The sequence below is a fragment of the Rossellomorea marisflavi genome (assembly GCF_009806575.1).
Classification (GTDB): Bacteria; Bacillota; Bacilli; order Bacillales; family Bacillaceae_B; genus Rossellomorea; species Rossellomorea marisflavi_A.
The window spans coordinates 1,290,360-1,310,598 of record NZ_CP047095.1 but is presented as its reverse complement, the minus strand read 5'-3'; the positions used below and the strand labels follow the sequence as shown (position 1 = coordinate 1,310,598).

Below are 20,239 nucleotides of genomic sequence, written 5' to 3'. Positions count from 1 at the left end.
TGAATCCGGGTATTTCTATGACTGAAACACGTTTGTCCCAGCCTCTGCTACTTTTTCTAGATGTCAGTACGCGCCTTCCGAATACGTCAGCTCATAACCGTGAGAATAAATTTCAAAGATATTGCCGAAAGGATCTTCTACATACACCATCCGGTAAGGCTTCTCACCAGGGTAGTATTCCCTGATCGGCATGCGCTGCTTCCCGCCGTGTGCTTTGATTTTTTCCACGAGCCCTTCGATGTCAGGGTCCTGGATCGCAAAATGGAACAAGCCGGTTTTCCAGTATTCAAAGTTGTTCTCAGGGGCTTCATTTTGCGGGAATTCGAATAGTTCGATTCCGATCCGATCACCTGTCGCCATGTGTGCGATCCTGAATGTATCCCATTCAGTGCCGAATACGTCACGGCACATTTGTCCGATGGCACTATCATCGTTCTCCACGTCGGAAGGCTCCATGATGATATACCAGCCGAATACCTCCTGGTAAAACTTCACCGCTTCCTCCAGGCTTGGCACACTAAGGCCGATATGTGAAAATGATCTTGGATATGGTTTCATATTCATGTCCTCCTTTAGTTGAATTGCCCTCATTATAATCGGCGATTCGTCCGAATGTAAGTATGCACTTTTTTGTGAGATACTAACCTGGAGGTAAGAAAGGGTGAACTGAATGGCAGTTGAGAAAGGTGAAAATGGAAAGCTGAAGTGCTCCATTGAATATACATTGAAAAAAATCGGCGGGAAGTGGAAAACCGTGATCCTGTGGCATCTTGGAACGGATGGGGTCCATCGCTACAATGAACTGAGGAGACTCCTTCCAGGCGTCGCACATAAAGTGCTCAGCCAGCAGTTAAAAGAGCTCGAGGAAGATGGTTTCATCATCAGGACATCCTACGACACCGTCCCTCCAAAAGTAGAATATAGCTTATCCGATTTCGGCAGCACGGTGATGCCCGTCCTTCAGGCCATGCACAAATGGGGACGTGCCCACGGTCCTTTCTCCGATGAAGTTTCTCCGGTTGACATATCGATAAATATCGATTAGTCTAATGCACATGGAAAACTACGTAGATATTTTCAAAGCGTTGGCTAACAGCACTCGATTGGAAATGTTGAAATGGTTGAAAGATCCCTATGATCATTTCGACAAGCCTTCTGCACATCTTTCGAAGAATATGAGTGAAAAAGGAGGCGTGTGCGTTGGTGATATTTCGGAAAGGGCCGGGATGTCCCAATCCACTGTTTCGCACTATTTATCTATGATGCAGAAGGCTGGATTATTGGAGTCGGAACGTCACGGAAAGTGGACGTACTACCGAAGGAATGAAGAGAATATAGAGAAACTTGCGAAGTGGATCAAAGAGGAGCTTTAAGCCTCTTTTTTTGAGTTATCATATCGATATTATTCGAAATATAGATTTAAGGAGTCATCATACTATGAAGCTATGGGTTTATATCGTCGCCCTCATTGCAGGTGCATCATTAAGTACAGAGGGAGCCATCTACGGCGAGCTCGGGAAAACGATCGGGAAATTGGAAAGCAGCTTTTATAACTTTTTCGTCGGAACGATCATTCTCGGTATTGTCCTGCTTTTCCTCGGAAAAGGCTCGCTGTCCCATTCCCTCAAAGCACCAAAATGGCAGCTCACCGGTGGATTCTTCGGGACCATCTATCTTACCATCCTTGTGATCAGTGTTCCACTGGTAGGAGTTGGACTGTCCATGATCAGCGTCATTGTCGGACAGATGATCATGAGTATGATCATTGAGCACAAAGGGTGGCTCGGAAGTGAAAAGATCAGCATCAACAAAGAGAAAGTCATAGCTATCATCCTGATGGCTGCCTCTCTCGTACTCATCTATTAAGGAGGTCCAAACATGTCTGCATTCATCCTGATCGCCGCCATGCTCGGCGGCTTCACACTAAGCGCACAGTCCTCCGTGAACGGGGCACTCAGTCGAAAAACCGGTACCTATGAGACAGCGTTCATGACGTTTGCTACGGGTGCAATGATTTTATTCCTCATCATCCTGTTCTTTGGAGATGGAAATATTTTCGCTATATTCGATGTTCCTAAATGGCAGCTGGCTGCCGTCTGGTTCGGTGTAGGGTACCTGTTCCTTACAGTTCTTGCCGTTCCGAAGATCGGGGTTATCGCCACAAACGTATCCACTGTCATCGGACAGTTGACCATGGGGATGATCATCGACCATTTCGGATGGTTCGGCGGGATTGAAATCCACCTGGACTGGAAACGAATCCTTGCCATCGTCCTTATGCTCCTTGCTTTACGGTTTATTTATGTAGGGAATAAGAAAGGCCAGGAACAGTCTGCATAAAGGGCATCAGTCTTAGAAACGTAACGAAGGAAAGCCAAGAATCCGTTCATGGGATTCTTGGCTTTTTTCAGATTCGTTGCATCTACTGGATATCGATATGTTTATCATATGTTTTCATGTACGAAATTCCTTTCACGATGAGTGATTGAGGTTCATCCTTTGTATCGAAGAGGAGGGTGCGCTCATGGATAGCCTCTCCGTCCCTTTTCGTATACTCGTCACCGGTTGTGTGGTCGAGCTTGACAGTCCCGCTTTCGGTCTTGATGCTCACTCCGTCAAGGCGCAGCCCATCCTCGCTCTCGATTGTTACGAAAGCCTGCCCATCTTTTACCCCGCTTTTCTTCACCATTACGTTCTGATCATTCACTTTAAACGTTTCAGATGCCGAGAGAGGTACGGAGATGTCCATTTTCTCCTTTACAGGAAATGCGTTCACTACCAGTTCAAGTTTGTTCAGGTTGTGTGGGAGAGCATCGAATTCAAGTTCAATATCATTGGAAAGACCCCAGTTGGATGAGCTGCCGGACCCCTGCCACTCAAGGACTTTACCGTCTGCGACAAGCTCAATATCGTGAAGTGGATCGTTGATATCTTCATCCAGCTTCATCTTCCCTTTGATGACCGTGATGGTGGGGCTTGCCGTAATACTCTTGAACGTGATGGAGCCATTATCAAATGTCACAGTCTTATTGATCCCCTGCTTGAATTTGGTTTGCAGTGCTTGATCCGGCCGGTAGTTGAAGGTAAGTTTTTTTCCTTTCACCCATTCATCGTTTTTGTAGTGGTCAAGATGAAGGGTAAGCTCTTTGGCAAAGGCATTCGGTGGATCATATCGGATTTCACCCTTAAGTTCTGTCCGGTCTTCACTGACGACCGTCTTTGCACTGATCATATATTCTCTTGTCAAGAAGCCGGTCAGGTCACCCGGCTCCCATGTATCCCCTTCTTCCACTCCGTTGGCATTATGCAAAGTGTAATACAGGATGAATTGGTTCTCATCGACAATGACACCATCGATCGTGATCTTTTCATCCTCTCCAAGAGCATAGGTCCGGTCGATGACCTGGCCCATCCCTGCCTCGTTCAAATCATGGAGCGTACCATTCATGACGTCCTCTGCACCCACGATTTTCTTTCCGTAGTAGGCAAGGGCTGGATATTGAAACGAACCGAGGATCATAAGGACTGCAGCTGCGGCCACTGCGGCCTTCCATCCGTTCCTTTTCTTTTGCGGCCTATGGCTGAGGGCTGTGCGAAGGCGCGCTTCGAGGTCTTGTGGCGGCTGGATACTCTTCATTTTTTCTGCTTCATTTCTTAGTTTTTTATCCACTTCATTCATTTGCTGTCCCCCAAACGTTTCCCTTAATTTCTTTAACCCCTGGAACACCCTGGATTTTGCTGTCCCCACCGACACGCCCATCACCATAGCGGCGGTTGAATAATCAAGATCCAGTATATATTTCAGTCTGATGGCCTCTGCCTGGTGCTCATTCAACTGAAGAAGCATTTCCTTGATCTCCATCTCGCGGTCGCTGTGTTCCAGTGGATTTGAGGATTCCCCCTCGTCTGCCCACTCCTCTTTCAACACGAGGCGATTTTGTTTCCGGAGCATGGTTTTACAGCCATTCACAAGAATCGTTTTGCTCCAGCTGTAAAAAGCATCTGGATCGTTGAGCTGTTCAATTTTTTCATAAACGGTGACGATCATATCTTCCATGGCATCCATGGCATCATGTTCGTTTCCGACGTATACATAGGCCAATCGATAATAGTTTTCCTTTTCTTCCATGATTAGTTGAAGGAGCGCGTCTTTGCTGCCTTTTTTCGCCTTCTTCACTGCGCTTCTGAGATTCATTTCTCCACCTCTCTTTCCTGTAAGAGTATTTGGTTGCGTGAAAAGTTCATTGTATCTTCATTTTTTTATGTAATAGCCTGTCCTGCACCGTTCCAGTGAAAAGCCGTCACGGATGACGGCTTCACCTTCTTATTCTTTGCCTTCGTGCGGAGGGCACGGGCATTTCACGACGACCAGGAACGGACCTTTTTTCAACTGTTCATCCCCTACTTCCGCTGTTGCGGTGATGGTGATGATATCCACCTTTCCTTTTGCAGGCACGATCCGGGCAGTATAGGTACCATCCGCCTTCGTAACTGCCGGATTTGGAAGGATATATTCCTCACCATGGGATGATACGACTTTAAAATAGACATTTACGCCTTCGACCGGGCGATGATCACAGAGGACCTCACCAGTGATTTCTTCCCCCTCACAGCCTACGAACAACGGGGTGCAGAGAGTCAAACGGGGATTTTTGCATCGCTCACAGCCCACAACGGTTTTGCACGTTTGGGAAATCATCCGAGACCCGATTTCGACCCTTGCCGTGTAGGTGGTGAGTTCGTACGGCCTTTCCCCAGGTACAACGGCAGACGTCCTGTAATAGCCATCCTGATTCGTGTACACTTCGGCAGGTTCAAAATCGAGAAGCGGACTGGTCAACGTTACCTTCACCCCTGCAAGTGGCTCACCTTTACAAAGGAATCTTCCCTTTATTTCGGCACGGCAGCGAATTTTCTTTACACATTCAAGTTCCAGCCTTGGATCCTCGCACTGACAATCCACCTTGATCTGTTGGGATTCAGAAGACACCCCTTCTCTTGAAACGACGGCTTCTGCCCTGATGGTGATGACCTCCGTGACGCCGGCACCTGCACGGATGCTTGCCGTGTATTCGCCCATATCATTCGTAAATGCCGGATTCGGATCCACGGTGACGGCTCCCGGGGTATCCGAGGTAACGACAAAGGTGATGGCCGCATCCCTTACCGGCACCCCATCACAGGTCAGACGGCCTGAAATCCGCTCTGCAGGACACCCGATGTATTTCGGAGTATTTAATGTAAGCTTCGGATTGCGACACTTCAAGCAAATCACTTTCACCTTGATGGTTTCGGTTATGGTCTTGCCATTCACTGTCACCCTTGCCGTAATGGTGGTCTCCGTGAGCGGTGTATTGGAAGGGACTGTCACTTCGGCAGAAAATGATCCAGTCTCATCGGTCAGCACAGGATTCGGATTGAAGTCCAGGATTGGACTGGAAAGCATCACCTCGACACCGGCGAGGGGCAGCCCCTCACATTTCACCTTCCCCCTGATTTCACCTTCGCAGTTGATCTTACACGGATCTTCGAGAATGATTTCAGGGTGTTTGCACACACATTTCACTTTGATCTTCTCATTCTCTGAAACTACCACTGTTCCGCTGACAATGGAAGAAGCCTGGATCGTCACGACTTCCTCTACACCGAGCGTGGTGGTCAAGACAGCCGTGAATCTTCCGTCCTCGTCCGTGGTGACGGGGTTCGGCGACACTGCAATCGACCCTGCCGGTGAGGTGGTGAACGTGACGAGATTCCCCTTGAGCGGAACTCCGTCGCATGTCAACCTGCCCGTGACTTTCCCGCCGTCACAGCCGATGAACTTCGGTGCTTTCAGGGTCAGTAATGGATTCAGGCACTTTTTACAGAATACCTTGACCGTTATGGTCTCAGTTGCTCCGCCTCCTGAAGCGGTAAGGGTCGTTTCCTGAGGTTCTGTACCGAATGGGACGGTTGCCGTCGTACTGAATTCGCCATTTTCATCCGTGACAACTGGGTTGGGATTGAATGCAAGGAGAGGACTCGAGAATGTGACCTCGACACCGGCGAGCGGGAATCCTTCACAGGTCAAGCGACCCGTAATCGGGGATTCACAATTGATCTTGCCGGGGTCATCAATGCTGATGACCGGATTTTTGCACTCGCAATCGACTCGGATCGTTTTGACTTCGGAGGAAATCAGCACACCTGCAATCACGGTCCTCGCCTCGATGGTGAACGTGCCCACTGTCCCAAGCTCCGGTACGATTCTTGCACGATAGGATCCATCCTCCCCGGTGATGGCCGGATCCGGTACGATTGTGACCCCTTCTTGCGGCGTCAAGATGAAGGCTATACTTGCCCCAGGGAACGGAATACCGCCGCAGGTCAGCTTACCGGTAAGCTCCGCTCCTTCACAGACTATGACCTTTTTCGGAGTATTAAGGGTAAGCTCCGGATTACGGCAGAAGAGACATCCTGCCGTAATAATACGGCTGGTGGAGACCTCGATGCCGCTCACCACCGCTGATGCCGTTATTTCTGCTTCCTGGAATGGCGTCCCGCTTGAAACGGTCACTCTGGAAGTGAACACGCCGTTCACATCCGTTATAGGGACCTCCGGTTCAAACTGAAGGAAGGGTGGCCCTGAGAGGGTTACCGGAACATTTGGGATGGGGACGCCGTCACAAAGCACTGTGCCTGAAATGACTCCATCACAGTTGATCGTGGATACTTTTTTAATGAAAATGACCGGATTGACACACTTCACACAGCGCACGGTGAGTTGACGTGCTTCGGATACCACTTCGATTCCGCCGATCCTCGTCGATGCCACAATCGTGATCGTTTCATTGATTCCAATGAACGGAACGACCGTGGCTGAATAAGTACCGTCATTTTGGGTGATGGCAGGGTTCGGGTTTACGACGACCCGCTTTGACTGGGATGTGATGGTGAAAGTGATGGGTGCTCTTGCAATGGCGTTTCCGTCACAGATAAGTCTCCCGCTTAGAGGTGCTCCCTCGCAGCCGACAGGTCCTTCAATCGGATTCAAGGTCAGGATTGGATTGGTACATACGATGCAGTCAACCGTCACACTGATGCTGTCACTTACACTCTGACCTGCTACCACGGCAGCGGCAGTCACCACAACACCCGATGTGATCGGTGTTCCCCGCGGAACCGATACGACCGTTGAAAAACGCCCGGTTTCATCCGTGATTGGGGTGGAATCGGCAAAGTTCACTATTGGAGGAGTTGCAGATAATGTTACTGCCACACCTGCAACAGGCCTAAAGTCACAAAGGACTCTTCCACTGATAACCCCATCACAACTGATGGAGCCGATCCGATCAAGCTGAATGATCGGCTCCTTGCACTCATTACCCGGATTCGGAAACAACCCTTCACAGCCTTTTGGAGGCGGGATGATTTTGCAGGGCAATGATGATGTTTCTCTCCCTTTTTTCAACATCTCAATCAGTCCTTTTCAATACACTTTCATGCATCATATGCAAAAATCAGTAGGCTGTTCTCCCGAGTTCATGACATCTGCCCGCCCTCACCGCTCCTACAGACGCGACATAGGATACATCAAAAAGCGGTGCATCCAGTATGAGCAGAAACGTTTTTATTCTTTTCTTCCTTACCATGTTGGCTACTCTCACCTTTCTCCAGAAGGATACCATCGGTCTGATCCTGTCGGGGGATGAATCCTCCCTTTCTTCCTTGAAGGAGTCTCACGGATTCAGTCTTTACGGACTTACCCTGCTCGTCATGATTATCCAGAACTCGTTTACAGTCATCCCTCTCATTCTCGTGATTTCGTTAAATGTAACGCTTTTCGGTTTTTGGCAAGGATTCCTGTGGAGCTGGATTTCGAGCATCATCGGAGCCGGAATTGTGTTTATTTCAGTCAGACAGCTGTTCCTTCGCAGCTTGTCTTCCCGCTTCCCTCCTTCACCCTATCTGAAGGAACGAGGGTTCACGTATGTATTCCAAGGACGGATCATCCCGATGATTCCCACAAGCCTCGTCAATATAACGGCTGGCATAAGCGGGATCTCATTCAGGCATTTGATCACCGGGACCATCACGGGCAACTTCCTTTATTTTTTCTGCCTGTCACTTATCCCCCTAGGGGTCCTGTCCATGTCCTGGATTGAGACCGGCATGGTCACTGTTGTTCTTATCATGATCATGATTTTCTATTATAAAAAGGTTCGCGGCAGACGATGAATGGCTGCCTTGGATAAAATAGGACGAGCCTATTTATATTTTGTTATACATATAATAGAACAAATCTGTTATAATAAACATATAACAAACAGGAGGTGATCTTTTGCTGATCCATATTGAACCACACTCTATCATTCCGATCTATGCCCAGGTACGGAACGGTATTCTTGAGGGCATCGTGAGGGGTGACTTGAAACCCGGGGATGCGCTGCCATCGGTCCGGTCGTTTGCTGCTGACCTGGGTGTCAATATGCACACTGTCAATAAAAGCTACCATGAATTAGAGGACAAAGGATTCATTCAGATCGTGCCCAAGTCCGGTGCCATCATCCTCAAGCCAGACGAACCGACAAAGGAACGGATCGACTTGATCGCCTCCGCCGTCCGACCGCTACTTGCGGAAGCACTGGCCACCGGAATGACGGATGAACAGGTGCAGGATATGATCAGATCCATTCAATTAAGTATCAAGGGGGAATAACCATGCAATCCATTTTATTGATAGGTATTATCGGCATCATGCTCCTTTTACAAGTGATGCTGCCATTCATCGTGAAACGCACTGTCGTATTCGGAGTCACGGTTCCTGTTGAGCACATACGTGATGCTCACTTGCTCCGCTTCAAAAAGATCTATGCGGCGGTCACTGCCATTCTATCCGTCGCCGGCATTGCCTTGTTCTTTATCATTACAGGCACAATGGACCTACCGGAGGACCGGCTCATCGCTTCAGGCATCCTGCTTCCATTCATCATCATCTTCATCTCCATGGCCCTCTATGCCTACTTCCACATGCGGGTGGTCCGTTACAAACGTGAAAGCCAATGGTTCAAAGGACGAAGACAGGTGCGCGTGTCCGAGCTTACCTCAAGGTCCAAGGATGAAATGCTCCCATGGTACTTCTTCCTGTTCCCGATCGTGATCGGGGCCGGTCTCATTGTCTTCACCATGATGAATTATCAGCTCTTCCCTGATCAACTACCGACACATTGGGGACCCAACGGAGAGCCGGATGCATTCACAGCCAAGACCAGGATAAGCGTTCTTACCATGCCCTTTGTATTACTGCTCATGAGCGCCATGTTCCTTGCCATCCACGAACTGACACGGAACTCAGGCATCAAACTGAGCGCCGGCAACATTCCCGCATCCAAAGTCCGCCAGTTCAGACTGAGAAAGTACTCCAGCTGGTTCTTGTTCTTCATTTCCATGGCCACGGCCATGCTATTCAGTTTTCTCCATATCAAAACGGCTTACGAAGATCTATTGAGCGGATCCCTCATGCTCTTTGCACCACTGGCCTTCTCTGTGCTCGTCTTCCTGGGGGCTGTCTTGATGGCCGTGAAAGTTGGGAAAGCGGATTCGGATCTGGACCGTACCACCATCATCGATGAGGGTGGGGACACCGTCAATGAAGACGATGATTCACACTGGATCGGCGGCATCTTTTACTTCAACCGCGAGGACCCTTCCTTCTTGGTGGAAAAACGATTCGGTGTCGGCTGGACGGTGAACTTCGCCAGACCTGCCGGCTATCTCCTCATCCTTGCACCGATCGTCGCCATTTTATTGGTCACCCTGCTGTAGAAAAGCAGCGATAGGGTCCCAAGCAAAAAAAAAGCCCCGTCCGCTCCCTGTGAAGGGTTACGTTGTGAGGGACTTTGATAAAAAACCACACAGGAATGGCAGTCCTGCTGACGTCCAAGAGGGCAATATAAATAAAGGAAAACTCGCCCAAATGTGGCGAGTTTTCCTTGTTATACTTAAAGTAAAGCAACCCCTAGTTTACGTATTTTCGCACAAAAAAGTCCCTGAATATTTTCATTCTCTCCTACCTTTCAGTCACCTTTTTTCTTAAATAATCCTCAAATGTAACTGTTCCCATATTCTGCATTGGATTCGTGTTTTTACCATCTAATAAAGCTTTGTAAAGTCCTCCTGGTAAGGAGAAGTTATAAATTCTACTCGGTTTATTGTTTATTCCTATTTTCAAATCTGCCATTTCTCTTAGTGTCATTATTTTTGGTCCTGCAAATTCAGCCGTTTTCCCTTGAGGTCCTTTATCCGTTAGATTAATTAAATGATTTGCAAATTCACCTACATCAACAGTTTGAAACTTAATGTTACCCGGAATAAAATACCCTTTTAATAATGTTTTTGATAAAAACAAAGAATCAACAAAGCTATGGAACTGAGTTGCACGAACAATTGTATAAGGGATAGAACTTTGTTTTAGCAATTCTTCTGCTTCGTATTTATACTTGTAATATTTAAATGGTATATCTTCAATACCGACAATCGATGGATAAATAAAGTGTTTTATGTGTGTGAGTTTACTTAAAAAGTTTGAGAGACCTGCTACTTCGATTTCTTTGGTTTTTTTCATTGGGCTGGTTGCTGTGTGAATGACCACATCTACATCTTTTGAGGCCTCTTCTAATCCTTGACCTGAGAGCATATCACTATAGATCCAGTCAAAATCCCCACTACATAAAGGTTTTCGTCTTGAAGTCATGATGACACTACACTCACGATCTTTAAGTTGATGAAGGACCGCTGAACCAAGTTGCCCTGTTGAGCCCGTTACTAATATCTTCAAAAAATCTCCCTCCCTTTTCCATTGCTTTTATTATATTGTAGCATCTGTAAGGTTTAGACTTTTGGTAACGAACCAAATCTGGAAGTTTATAAAGATAGCAACAGGTCTGCCCAAATGATTTGATTTAGACATTCTATTTTAATTGGACGATATGTATTGTGCATTAAATAATGCAATTGGTATGCCCAAAATGATGAAGGAAGTAAGATACCTTACTATACAAGAAAAAAAGACGTGTACCCATTCACACGTCTTTTTTCATATCTATTATACAACGGTTGTAAGGATGGCGTCATGCGCTGTAACGTATTTGTATCCAAGATCTCTCGCCACGGCTTCGTATGTGATGAATCCGTTGGCCACGTTGACTCCTTTTGCAAGGGCCATATTATCCTGGATTGCTTTTGCCACGCCTTTGTTGGCGATCTGGAGGGCATACGGGACGGTCACATTCGTCAAGGCAATCGTGGACGTACGTGGAACGGCACCCGGCATATTCGCTACGGCATAATGGACGACCCCGTGTTTTTCGTAAGTAGGATCATCATGCGTCGAGATATGATCGCATGTTTCGATGATTCCGCCCTGATCGATGGCAACATCCACGAGGACAGATCCCGGCTGCATGGACTTGACCATATCTTCTGTCACAAGCTTCGGTGCTTTTGCTCCCGGAATCAACACGGCACCGATGACAAGATCGGAATCCTTCACTGCATCTTCGATATTTAGGCGGTTCGACATCAGGGTTTGAATATCATTGCCGAAGATATCGTCGAGCTGGCGCAGGCGTTCGGCGCTCAGATCGATCAATGTCACGTCCGCTCCAAGGCCGACAGCCATTTTCGCGGCGTTCGTACCGACGACTCCGCCTCCGATGATGGTCACCTTCCCGCGTTTTACACCCGGTACTCCACTCAGCAGGATGCCTTTCCCGCCCTTTGGTTTCTCGAGGAATTGCGCACCGATCTGTGTAGCCATGCGTCCCGCTACTTCACTCATTGGAGTCAGAAGCGGCAGAGTGCGATTGACTTCCACCGTTTCATAGGCAATGGCGGTCACTTCTTTTTCAACCAGTGCCTGGGCAAGTTCCGGTTCTGCTGCGAGATGCAGGTAGGTGAACAAGATCAGACCTTTGTGGAAATACACATACTCAGAGGGAAGAGGCTCTTTCACTTTCATGACCATGGCTTTATTCCATACGTCAGCAGCAGTGGCTTCGATTTTCGCTCCCGCTTCCAGATAGGACTTGTCCGTGAAACCGCTTCCAATTCCAGCTCCAGACTCGATATATACGGAATGACCTGCCTTCACCAGGTTGAGGACACCGGCTGGTGTGATGGCTACACGGTTCTCGTTGTTTTTGATTTCTTTAGGAATTCCAATCTGCATGGCTACATCTCTCCTATAATCATTGTTTGGTTAATTCTGATTATATGGATTCTTCACAGTAATTGCATCGTGGAAAATAGAGAAAAAAAGAAGACGGGTTTGGAGAATTCCACAAACCCGTCATTTTTTCATCTGTTCAATTTTAAGATCCAGGTATAAGGTCATTTTCTGATTCGGGTCCTTCAGATCCATCTCGGTGATTTCCCCGATCCTCTTGAGGCGGTAATTCAGTGTATTGGCATGAACATGCAGGGCCTTGGAAGCCTCATTTACGTTGCAATCGTATCTCAGATACATATCGATCGTCTCAAGGAGCTGGGAATGGTGCTTCCGGTCGTACTCCATCAATTTTTCAAGATGATAATTTTGATAGCCGTCACGGATGCGCTTTTCATACAGATCATCGATGAACTGGAAGACCCCAAGCTCCTGATACGTATAGATCCCGCTTGCCTCATGTTTAAATCGATCCTTGATCGACAGCACATAAAGGGCTTCTTTATAGCTTTCACGGATGCTTACGGGGAGCGATAGAGGGTACCGGCCGCTCCTTTCAGCTCCTGGACCCCGAGTCTGCTGCTGATCTCTTCCACAAAGTCACGGACGAAATCCTTGATCTGCCTTGACGGTCCTTCATCCTGGAACGGCCTTACAAGAAGGATCAACTGGTTTTCATCGGTTGTGCTCGTGATGAGCTTAATATAGGAAGAGGCCTGGATGTAGTAGTTGACATGACGCTCCAGGGATTGCTGGATTTCCTCGGGGAATTCAAAGACGACAATACCCGTGGCTCCGTTCATGGAAAGATGGTATTTATCAGCAAGGGAATCGATCTTCCCCCGATCTTTCAAATGCCCGGTCAACAGCTGCCAGAAGAAGTCCTTATGCCCCTCTTCCCCCGCCTTCTTCCGGATTTTCAACGATAACATCTGATTCTTGACGACCTTCCCTGCTTTACGGAAGAGATTCAATTCTTCTTCTGTGATATCCCACGTCACCTGTCCCCAGATGAAGCCGAGGATCTCATCGTTTTTCCATACAGATACCGCCACCCGCTTCCCAAGACCGACTTCTGAAATCGCCGGGATGATGACAGGCTCGTCGCTGTCGAATAGTTTCGGGATGACACCATTTTTCCATAGACTTTTGATGACGTTATCGGGAACCTTCCTGCGCATGATCGTCGCCATGCGTGCCGGATCCACATCATCATCATGGGTGCTGTATGCGAGGATGCGGTGATTAGCATCTTCTATCGTAATCGGGCATCCGATTGTCTCACTAATGGCGTCAGCCAGTTCTTCTAATGATTGGAATGGTCCCTTGAAAGGGTCGAGTTGCTCTGAAAATTTGTCCATTCGTACCACTCCTTTTGCGTGCAATTCAATGATCCGTTTTTAATCATAGTAGATGTACGGTTTCCGAAGCAATGGTTTCCCTGCATTTTGAACAGGTTTTTGAAAATGAACCCTCCAGCACATTTCCATCCTTACAAACATTATCCACTCATTTGTGAAAACACACAATTGAAAACGCTTCAACTTTCATTTTTCGACAAAACGGTATCCACATTCTTGATGATACTATATATAATAAGAGTTGGAAACTCACATATTCACAGACAGCTAGAGGAGGATTCGATGTTAGACGTACTAGACAAGATCAATTCATTCTTGTGGGGAACACCAAGTTTAGTACTGTTATTCGGGACAGGCCTATTTTTGACACTGGTATTGAGAGGCATTCAGTTCCGCAGGCTATTCTATGCATTCAAACTCGCATTTACGAAAGAAAAACCGTCCGCTTCGACAGACTCATCCGAGGGGGATATCTCCAACTTCAAAACGCTGATGACCGCATTGTCGGCCACGATCGGTAACGGAAATATCGCAGGGGTGGCCACGGCCATCACGATTGGCGGACCCGGAGCCATCTTCTGGATGTGGGTCGTCGGTCTAGTGGGGATGGCCACAAAGTACGCCGAAGCCCTACTGGCCATGAAATACCGCGTAAAAAACAAAAACGGCGAATACTCCGGTGGACCGATGTACTACGTGGAAAAAGGTCTGGGACGGAAATGGAAATTTCTCGGTGTCGCCTTTGCTCTCTTCGGGGCATTTGCAGCACTCGGGATCGGCAACAGCGTCCAATCCAATACAATCGCCGATGTCATGACTTCCAGCTTTTCCATTAATCCATGGATTACCGGGATCACCCTGGCTGTATTGACAGCACTTATCATCTTCGGGGGCATACAGAGGATCTCGACCGTGGCATCATTCTTCGTCCCGATTATGGCGTTCCTCTATATAGGAGGATCACTGCTGATCATCTTCATCAATTACGATATGATCATCCCATCCTTCTCCCTGATCTTTGAATATGCATTCAATCCCGTTGCAGCAGCAGGTGGATTCGGAGGGGTCGTAGTGGCAGAGGCCGTGAGGAGCGGGTTCTCGAAAGGAATCTTCTCCAATGAATCCGGACTCGGAACGGCGGCCCTCATTGCCGGGAATGCCAAGACCGACCATCCGGTGAAACAGGCTCTTGTGGCCATGACCGGTACGTTCATCGTGACCATCATCGTCTGTACAATGACGGGGCTTGTCTTGCTCATCACAGGTTTCTGGGATCCGTCCGGCGGATTGCTCTCCGGTGTGGCCCACGATCCTTCCCTGGATGGCGGGGCACTGACCAGCGCCGCTTTCGGACATGCCCTCGGCACGGCTGGGGAATACATCGTATCGTTTTCCGTCGTGTTCTTCGGATTTTCCACGATTGTCGGCTGGTATATGTACGGGGAGAAATGCTTTGAATACTTGACCAACTACCGTTTCATCGTACCGTATCGCCTCGTGTATGTGATCGCAACGTTCGCCGGTGCCATTGCCAATCTGAATGTCGTATGGAAGTTCGCCGACATGGCCAATGCGCTCATGATGATCCCGAACCTCATCGCACTCATACTCCTTTACAAGGTGATATCCAGTGAAACGAAGCACTACTTCAACGAATACCTTCCCGCAACAACCAAGAAGAAGTAACCAAAAAGCCCCGTCCTTCATCCCGGACGGGGCTTTTGTTCATGCGATGATATAGTCACGGTACCGTTCGGCATCACTTTCCCTGCATTCCACTTTCAGGATGGTGCCTTTCTCATCATATTCAGTTTCAAGGACGGTTGCCTGTTCGTTAAAATAAGAAATCAGCTGTCCCTGGTCATACGGGATGAGCATCGTGCATGTCTTATAATCGCCAAAGATCTGTTTTTTCACTTCACCCAGCAGTTCTTCGATCCCGATCCTCTGCTTTGCAGAGTAAAAGACACCGCCTTGCTCCACGCGGGGGATATCCCCACCAACAAGGTCTGCTTTATTGAATGCGTACAGGATCGGTGTATCGCCGACTCCGATTTCTTCAAGCGTTTTGTCCGTCACATCCATCATCGTGTCGTGATGGGGGTCGGCCAGATCCACCACATGGATGATCAGGTCTGCTTCCACCACTTCCTCGAGCGTCGAGCGGAATGCTTTGACAAGCTGATGGGGCAGCTTGTTGACGAAACCGACCGTATCGGTCAGCAGGAATGATTTTTGATCTGGCAGCGTAATGTTACGCACGGATGTCTCCAACGTGGCAAACAGCATATCCTTCTCGAACACCTGCTTGTCGGTGTTGTGGTGGAATCGCTCGACAAAGGCATTCATCGTCGTCGATTTGCCTGCATTTGTATAGCCTACAAGGGAAACGACGGGAATGCCGCTCTTTTTCCGCTGCTTCCGCTGTGTGCTTCTCAGTTCAACGAGTGAGTCAAGTTCCTTGCGGAGGGCCGTGATCCGGTCCTCGATGCGACGGCGGTCGAGCTCGAGCTTCGTCTCACCGGCACCACGGTTGGCAAGTCCTGAGCCTCCCCCCTGTCTGCCGAGGGACTCCCTCCGTCCAATCAGACGGGGCAGCATATACTGCAGCTGTGCAACTTCCACCTGAAGCTGTGCTTCCCTTGTCTTCGCGCGTTCAGCGAAAATGTCGAGAATGAGCATGGTCCGGTCCATCACACGGAGCTCAAGCTTCTTCTCCAGCACCCTGATTTGCGAAGGTGAAAGCTCATCATTCGAAATGATCACATCCGCTTCCCACTCTTCTATGAGGGGGATCAGCTCATCGATCTTCCCTTTCCCTAAATAATGCACGTGATTGGGACGCTGCATATTCTGGGTGAACTCACCCACTACGTCCATATGGCGTGCTTCAGCAAGCCCCTTGAGCTCGAGCATCCCGTATTCAAAGTCATTATCACGGTCTTTTGTATTCACGCCGATGGCGATTGCTTTTAATTTTTGTTCTTCCATTCATTTCTCACTCCTTCATCGATCTTCCCTTAGGGGAGGATCTGGATCGGTCCTCTATACGAAAAAAAGCCCAGACCTCTGCCTGTGCTTTTCGTAAACGGAAAAAGGCATGGGGAAATCCGCACTTCCCCATCATGTGCCAACCGGTCGGTATTCAATTTCAATGATAAGGCTCCACGTTCGAGGCTTCCCTTATAATCGATCAGACCAATCCCATTTACCCTGCACACAGGCAGAGCATTGAACGTATTCAATTATGCGTTCCATTCGCGGATTCGTAGTCTGATCAAGATCATTTGGAAAACCTCCATTCCTATAAGTACAGTCATCTTACCATAGAAATCGCGTGAAAGAAAGGGATTCCTCCCGACAGATTACGCAATCTGTTTGCGTTCCTTTCGCCAGATCTGTAAGAAGGAAATGCCCAGGGAAATCATGAAGCCTATAGGAAATATCATCCCGATCATCATAAGCTGTGTTTCTTCCGACCAGGAAGATCTTTCGATAAAATATTGGGGTACAAATACGACAATCGGAAGGATGATCATGATAGGTGTCTTCGACCAAATCGATATCCCGATCAGGATGAGGGCGCACAGCACGAATCCAACCATTCTTCCTGTTGTGCCAAGCGATACGGCTGTATCTCCTATGAATTTTTCTAAAAACACAACTCCTCCCATACCGGCAAGTGGTACTCCCGACATCACCAGTAAGAGCGTGAATTCCTTCTTTTTTGATAATACTTTTCCTGCCGTATATTTGAACAGTCTTGCTACCATTACACCATAAAACAGGATCATGACAGGTAGACCAATGAGGATGATCCATGAGTAATCCATTGTGCCGTTAATGGCGTCCCCCATCACATAGAAAGCGATGGATCCAAAGATCAAAACCAGCGCATATTTGAAAACCCCCATCTTATCAAACGGCATCTCCTTCGCAATCTGATCCATGTACGCCTTCGGGGTCAGTCCGGTGATGTCCTCGACGCTTTTCCCGTTCTGTTCAGCTTCGTGTAGATGATCTTCCAGTTCACCCGTGATCTCCCTAATCTCTTTTTCGTTCTTCCCGCTTGTAATCAAGTAAATACTCAGCCGGTCCAGGAAGTCCCTGCTTTCCTTTGAAACATTCATTTCTCTTCCTCCTCCATCAATCGATTCACGCTCGTCGACATGTCCCTCCACCTGACCTTGAACTGTTCCAATTCTTCCTGCCCTGCAGGGGTGAGGTGATAATATTTTCGTTTAGGCCCTCCTGAAGGCATCTCCTTCTGGACCGTTGTCACCAGCCCATCCTTTTTCATGCGCAGGAGCAACGGATAGATGCTTCCTTCCTTCACCATCGTGAAGCCGTGCTGGGCCAATTTCTCGATCATTTCATAGCCGTATGTTTCCCCTTTTGAGATGATGGAAAGGAGGCAACCCTCCAGTACACCCTTCAATAATTGGCTCGATGACATATCGTCCTCCTTTCTCCCTCAACTATTTTGCTTTACAACATAGTTGAGGAAAAAGAATGCAATGCAAACTAGGTTGCATTACAAAGTAGTTTTAGTTTATCAAATGTTTCCATCTTTAGCAATGCAGTTTTTATTTAATCACAAAAAGAGATTGGGACAAAACAAAACAAAAAAGGTCATGACGAACAATCAGTATGGCTTCTTTATACCGCTCATGATTTCCGTGCAAGACTTCGCTTTCCGCGGGTAGCCCGTGAGCCTCCTCGGCAAGCCTGCGGGGTCTCACATCAGCTACTCTTCCCGCTGGAGTCTTCGTCTTGCACTCCAATCAACCGCTAGGATCAAGTAAATAGTAATGGTCATGAAACAAATCAAAAACCCGAACTATCTCAGGCAAGATAGTTCGGGTTTTACTATGACTAAAACACTCTTGTCCCAGCCTCTTTTGATGATGGATCTTATTCAGTTCCCTTCTTCCATTCATCTTGTTCAATCAGCATCTTCCCTGGCCAGGTGTACGCCATGATGCCTCCGTCGGCCTTGATGTCTTCTCCCGTGACATATGAGCTGTCATCAGATGCTAGGAACAGGGCTACCGTCGCCATTTCTGTCGGGCGACCGAGGCGACCCATCGGGGTGATCCACTTATTGGCTTCGCGGAACTTCTCACCCATGTCATCCTCTTTCCCACCGACAAGGATATCGATGAGAGGGGTTTCGATCGTGCCCGGAGAAACGGAATTCACCCGGATGCCGTGGCGTGCATAGTCGATGGCCATTGCTTTGGTAAAGTTGATGATGCCTCCCTTGGCGGCATTATATCCTGAGCGATCAAGGTCCGCTGCGTGTCCAGACATGGATCCGTTATTGATGATGGATCCGCCTTTCTCGAGCATGAGGGGGATCAGGTATTTGCTGACAAGGAATGTACCGCGTAGATCAACGGCAATGATCTTATCAAAGAGCTCCACAGGATATTCGTGGACCTTCCCGCCCTGCTCATCGACTCCGGCGTTATTGAAGAGCACATCGATCGTGCCATACTTCTCTTTCAAATGGGATGCAAACGCTTTGACGCCTTCCTCGCTGGACACATCAAGGTGATACGCCTCTGCCTGTCCACCTTCTTTCCGGATATTTTCTGCGGTTTTAATCACCTGTTTTTCATCTACATCGGCAAGGATGACTTTGGCCCCCTCTGCCGCAAATACATTTGCCGTGGCTTCACCGATACCGTTTGCAGCTCCTGTGATGATGGATACTTTGTTGTCTAATCTTCCCATGATTCTGAATCCTCCTGTTCGATTGGTTGTCTAATGGGAGTTTTCCCGATTTGTGAAGAAGTAAACATAAGGATGTTTCCTACGCTACAGGCAACCGCTTCATCTTCTCTATTACATCCGCGTACCCCATCCTAGAAAAACGAAAACCAGATGAAGCAGGTCAATCACCACATCCACGCAGATTTTCATGAGCATGAGCTCCTCACCCTTTCCATTCATTTCCTAACATTAGTAGCCATCCCCTTCTTCCCCTGCTATAATCAGTGCATATTGAGTAAAGGCGGGATGAGATTGAAAGAAGCCATCATTTCCATCGTAGAAGTGATCAATAACTTCCACGACATCGTTATTGAAGTCACAGATGGCCTGGGATTGAACCTGACCGACAAAGATTTGCATTTCTGGGTGATGGGCATCATCGGGATGCTCGTATTCTTTTTTGTCTATGCCGTATCCAAAGTAGCGGCAAAGATGCCGTTTGGGATCGCAGGCCTCTCTTTTATGTACACCCTTACCTTCATGTTCGTCCTTGTCTTCGCCATCGAGATCCAGCAGGCGATCACCCAGCGGGGGAACATGGAATTCGCCGATGCCATCATCGGCCTATGGGGATTCCTCGCATTCTTCCTGATCTATTCGGCCATTATAGGTATCTTCCTTGTTGTCCGGTCCTTTTTCAAAAAGCCGCCCAAAAAGAAAAGAAGCCCTGGCCGAACGACCAGGTCCTCTCACTAGCATCCTATGACACAGCACAGTCTGTTCTTCAGCGTATTACGCAAAATGGAGCAAGGTGTCCATGATGTAATGTACCAAAGGATCAACAGGACCATGGCAAGTGCAAAGTCTGCGCAGCCTTGTATCAAATGAATCTCCCCCTTTCTTACTCCTATCATATGCACGGAATACTAGAGGGTATAAGCTAGATTACTAGATT

At 48.0% G+C, this 20,239-nt stretch carries 20 protein-coding genes; 9 read left to right on the top strand and 11 right to left on the bottom strand.

Annotation, left to right across the window (positions count from 1 at the left end; all coding sequences use genetic code 11):
- Positions 1-63 precede the first annotated feature (63 nt).
- Positions 64-558, bottom strand: a complete 495-nt coding sequence (locus D5E69_RS06940; RefSeq protein WP_048012561.1) for a lactoylglutathione lyase family protein — start codon at positions 556-558, stop codon at positions 64-66.
- A 112-nt stretch (positions 559-670) separates the two neighbouring features.
- Here D5E69_RS06940 and D5E69_RS06935 point away from each other — a divergent pair, with 112 nt between their 5' ends.
- The 4 genes from D5E69_RS06935 to D5E69_RS06920 all read left to right on the top strand — a co-directional run bounded on the left by D5E69_RS06935 (position 671) and on the right by D5E69_RS06920 (position 2,340).
- On the top strand, positions 671-1,045 hold the full coding sequence (locus D5E69_RS06935; protein WP_048005058.1) for a winged helix-turn-helix transcriptional regulator: 375 nt from the start codon (positions 671-673) through the stop codon (positions 1,043-1,045).
- A 10-nt stretch (positions 1,046-1,055) separates the two neighbouring features.
- Positions 1,056-1,373, top strand: coding sequence for an ArsR/SmtB family transcription factor (locus D5E69_RS06930; protein WP_048005059.1), 318 nt, complete (start codon positions 1,056-1,058; stop codon positions 1,371-1,373).
- Positions 1,374-1,437: 64 nt separating this feature from the next.
- Positions 1,438-1,866: a DMT family transporter gene (locus D5E69_RS06925; protein ID WP_048005060.1), complete on the top strand. Its 429-nt coding sequence runs from the start codon at positions 1,438-1,440 to the stop codon at positions 1,864-1,866.
- Between the two features lie 12 nt (positions 1,867-1,878).
- A complete protein-coding gene (locus D5E69_RS06920; protein ID WP_048005061.1) occupies positions 1,879-2,340 on the top strand; it encodes a DMT family transporter in 462 nt (153 codons plus the stop codon).
- Between the two features lie 82 nt (positions 2,341-2,422).
- Here the strand turns inward: D5E69_RS06920 and D5E69_RS23610 are convergent, their stop codons facing one another.
- Positions 2,423-4,195 (bottom strand): sigma-70 family RNA polymerase sigma factor, encoded by a 1,773-nt coding sequence (locus tag D5E69_RS23610; RefSeq protein ID WP_159129469.1) that lies wholly within the window; start codon positions 4,193-4,195, stop codon positions 2,423-2,425.
- Between the two features lie 129 nt (positions 4,196-4,324).
- Positions 4,325-7,258: a hypothetical protein gene (locus D5E69_RS06910; RefSeq protein ID WP_159129468.1), complete on the bottom strand. Its 2,934-nt coding sequence runs from the start codon at positions 7,256-7,258 to the stop codon at positions 4,325-4,327.
- A 335-nt stretch (positions 7,259-7,593) separates the two neighbouring features.
- On the opposite strand from D5E69_RS06910, the gene D5E69_RS06905 reads away from it, so the two are divergent.
- From D5E69_RS06905 to D5E69_RS06895, 3 genes are all read left to right on the top strand, one after another.
- Positions 7,594-8,217, top strand: coding sequence for a TVP38/TMEM64 family protein (locus D5E69_RS06905; protein WP_053072218.1), 624 nt, complete (start codon positions 7,594-7,596; stop codon positions 8,215-8,217).
- Between the two features lie 103 nt (positions 8,218-8,320).
- Positions 8,321-8,698, top strand: a complete 378-nt coding sequence (locus D5E69_RS06900) for a GntR family transcriptional regulator (RefSeq protein WP_048005065.1) — start codon at positions 8,321-8,323, stop codon at positions 8,696-8,698.
- A 2-nt stretch (positions 8,699-8,700) separates the two neighbouring features.
- The gene (locus tag D5E69_RS06895; protein WP_159129467.1) at positions 8,701-9,804 is read left to right on the top strand and encodes a DUF1648 domain-containing protein; all 1,104 of its coding nucleotides are present in this window, start codon (positions 8,701-8,703) and stop codon (positions 9,802-9,804) included.
- Positions 9,805-10,048: 244 nt separating this feature from the next.
- Here the strand turns inward: D5E69_RS06895 and D5E69_RS06890 are convergent, their stop codons facing one another.
- The 4 genes from D5E69_RS06890 to D5E69_RS06875 all read right to left on the bottom strand — a co-directional run bounded on the left by D5E69_RS06890 (position 10,049) and on the right by D5E69_RS06875 (position 13,566).
- Positions 10,049-10,816, bottom strand: coding sequence for an SDR family oxidoreductase (locus D5E69_RS06890; RefSeq protein ID WP_148795873.1), 768 nt, complete (start codon positions 10,814-10,816; stop codon positions 10,049-10,051).
- A 267-nt stretch (positions 10,817-11,083) separates the two neighbouring features.
- The gene (gene ald / locus D5E69_RS06885; RefSeq protein WP_159129466.1) at positions 11,084-12,208 is read right to left on the bottom strand and encodes an alanine dehydrogenase; all 1,125 of its coding nucleotides are present in this window, start codon (positions 12,206-12,208) and stop codon (positions 11,084-11,086) included.
- 120 nt (positions 12,209-12,328) lie between these two features.
- A complete protein-coding gene (locus D5E69_RS06880; protein ID WP_159129465.1) occupies positions 12,329-12,694 on the bottom strand; it encodes a helix-turn-helix domain-containing protein in 366 nt (121 codons plus the stop codon).
- A 32-nt stretch (positions 12,695-12,726) separates the two neighbouring features.
- The gene (locus tag D5E69_RS06875) at positions 12,727-13,566 is read right to left on the bottom strand and encodes a hypothetical protein (RefSeq protein WP_159129464.1); all 840 of its coding nucleotides are present in this window, start codon (positions 13,564-13,566) and stop codon (positions 12,727-12,729) included.
- Positions 13,567-13,848: 282 nt separating this feature from the next.
- Between D5E69_RS06875 and D5E69_RS06870 the strand changes: the two genes are divergently transcribed.
- Positions 13,849-15,252, top strand: a complete 1,404-nt coding sequence (locus tag D5E69_RS06870) for an alanine/glycine:cation symporter family protein (protein ID WP_048005070.1) — start codon at positions 13,849-13,851, stop codon at positions 15,250-15,252.
- Between the two features lie 39 nt (positions 15,253-15,291).
- Here D5E69_RS06870 and hflX read toward each other — a convergent pair whose 3' ends face one another.
- The 4 genes from hflX to D5E69_RS06850 form a co-directional block, all read right to left on the bottom strand.
- Positions 15,292-16,557, bottom strand: coding sequence for a GTPase HflX (hflX, locus tag D5E69_RS06865; protein WP_063191334.1), 1,266 nt, complete (start codon positions 16,555-16,557; stop codon positions 15,292-15,294).
- Positions 16,558-16,931: 374 nt separating this feature from the next.
- Entirely contained in the window at positions 16,932-17,696 is a 765-nt protein-coding gene (locus D5E69_RS06860; protein ID WP_063191335.1) for an HAAS domain-containing protein, read from the bottom strand.
- Positions 17,693-18,022: a PadR family transcriptional regulator gene (locus D5E69_RS06855; RefSeq protein WP_063191336.1), complete on the bottom strand. Its 330-nt coding sequence runs from the start codon at positions 18,020-18,022 to the stop codon at positions 17,693-17,695. Before D5E69_RS06855 ends, D5E69_RS06860 begins: the two co-directional genes overlap by 4 nt.
- Positions 18,023-18,480: 458 nt before the next feature.
- On the bottom strand, positions 18,481-19,305 hold the full coding sequence (locus tag D5E69_RS06850; protein WP_063191431.1) for an SDR family oxidoreductase: 825 nt from the start codon (positions 19,303-19,305) through the stop codon (positions 18,481-18,483).
- 150 nt (positions 19,306-19,455) lie between these two features.
- On the opposite strand from D5E69_RS06850, the gene D5E69_RS06845 reads away from it, so the two are divergent.
- Entirely contained in the window at positions 19,456-20,040 is a 585-nt protein-coding gene (locus D5E69_RS06845; RefSeq protein ID WP_231888736.1) for a hypothetical protein, read from the top strand.
- The last annotated feature ends 199 nt before the right edge of the window (positions 20,041-20,239 follow it).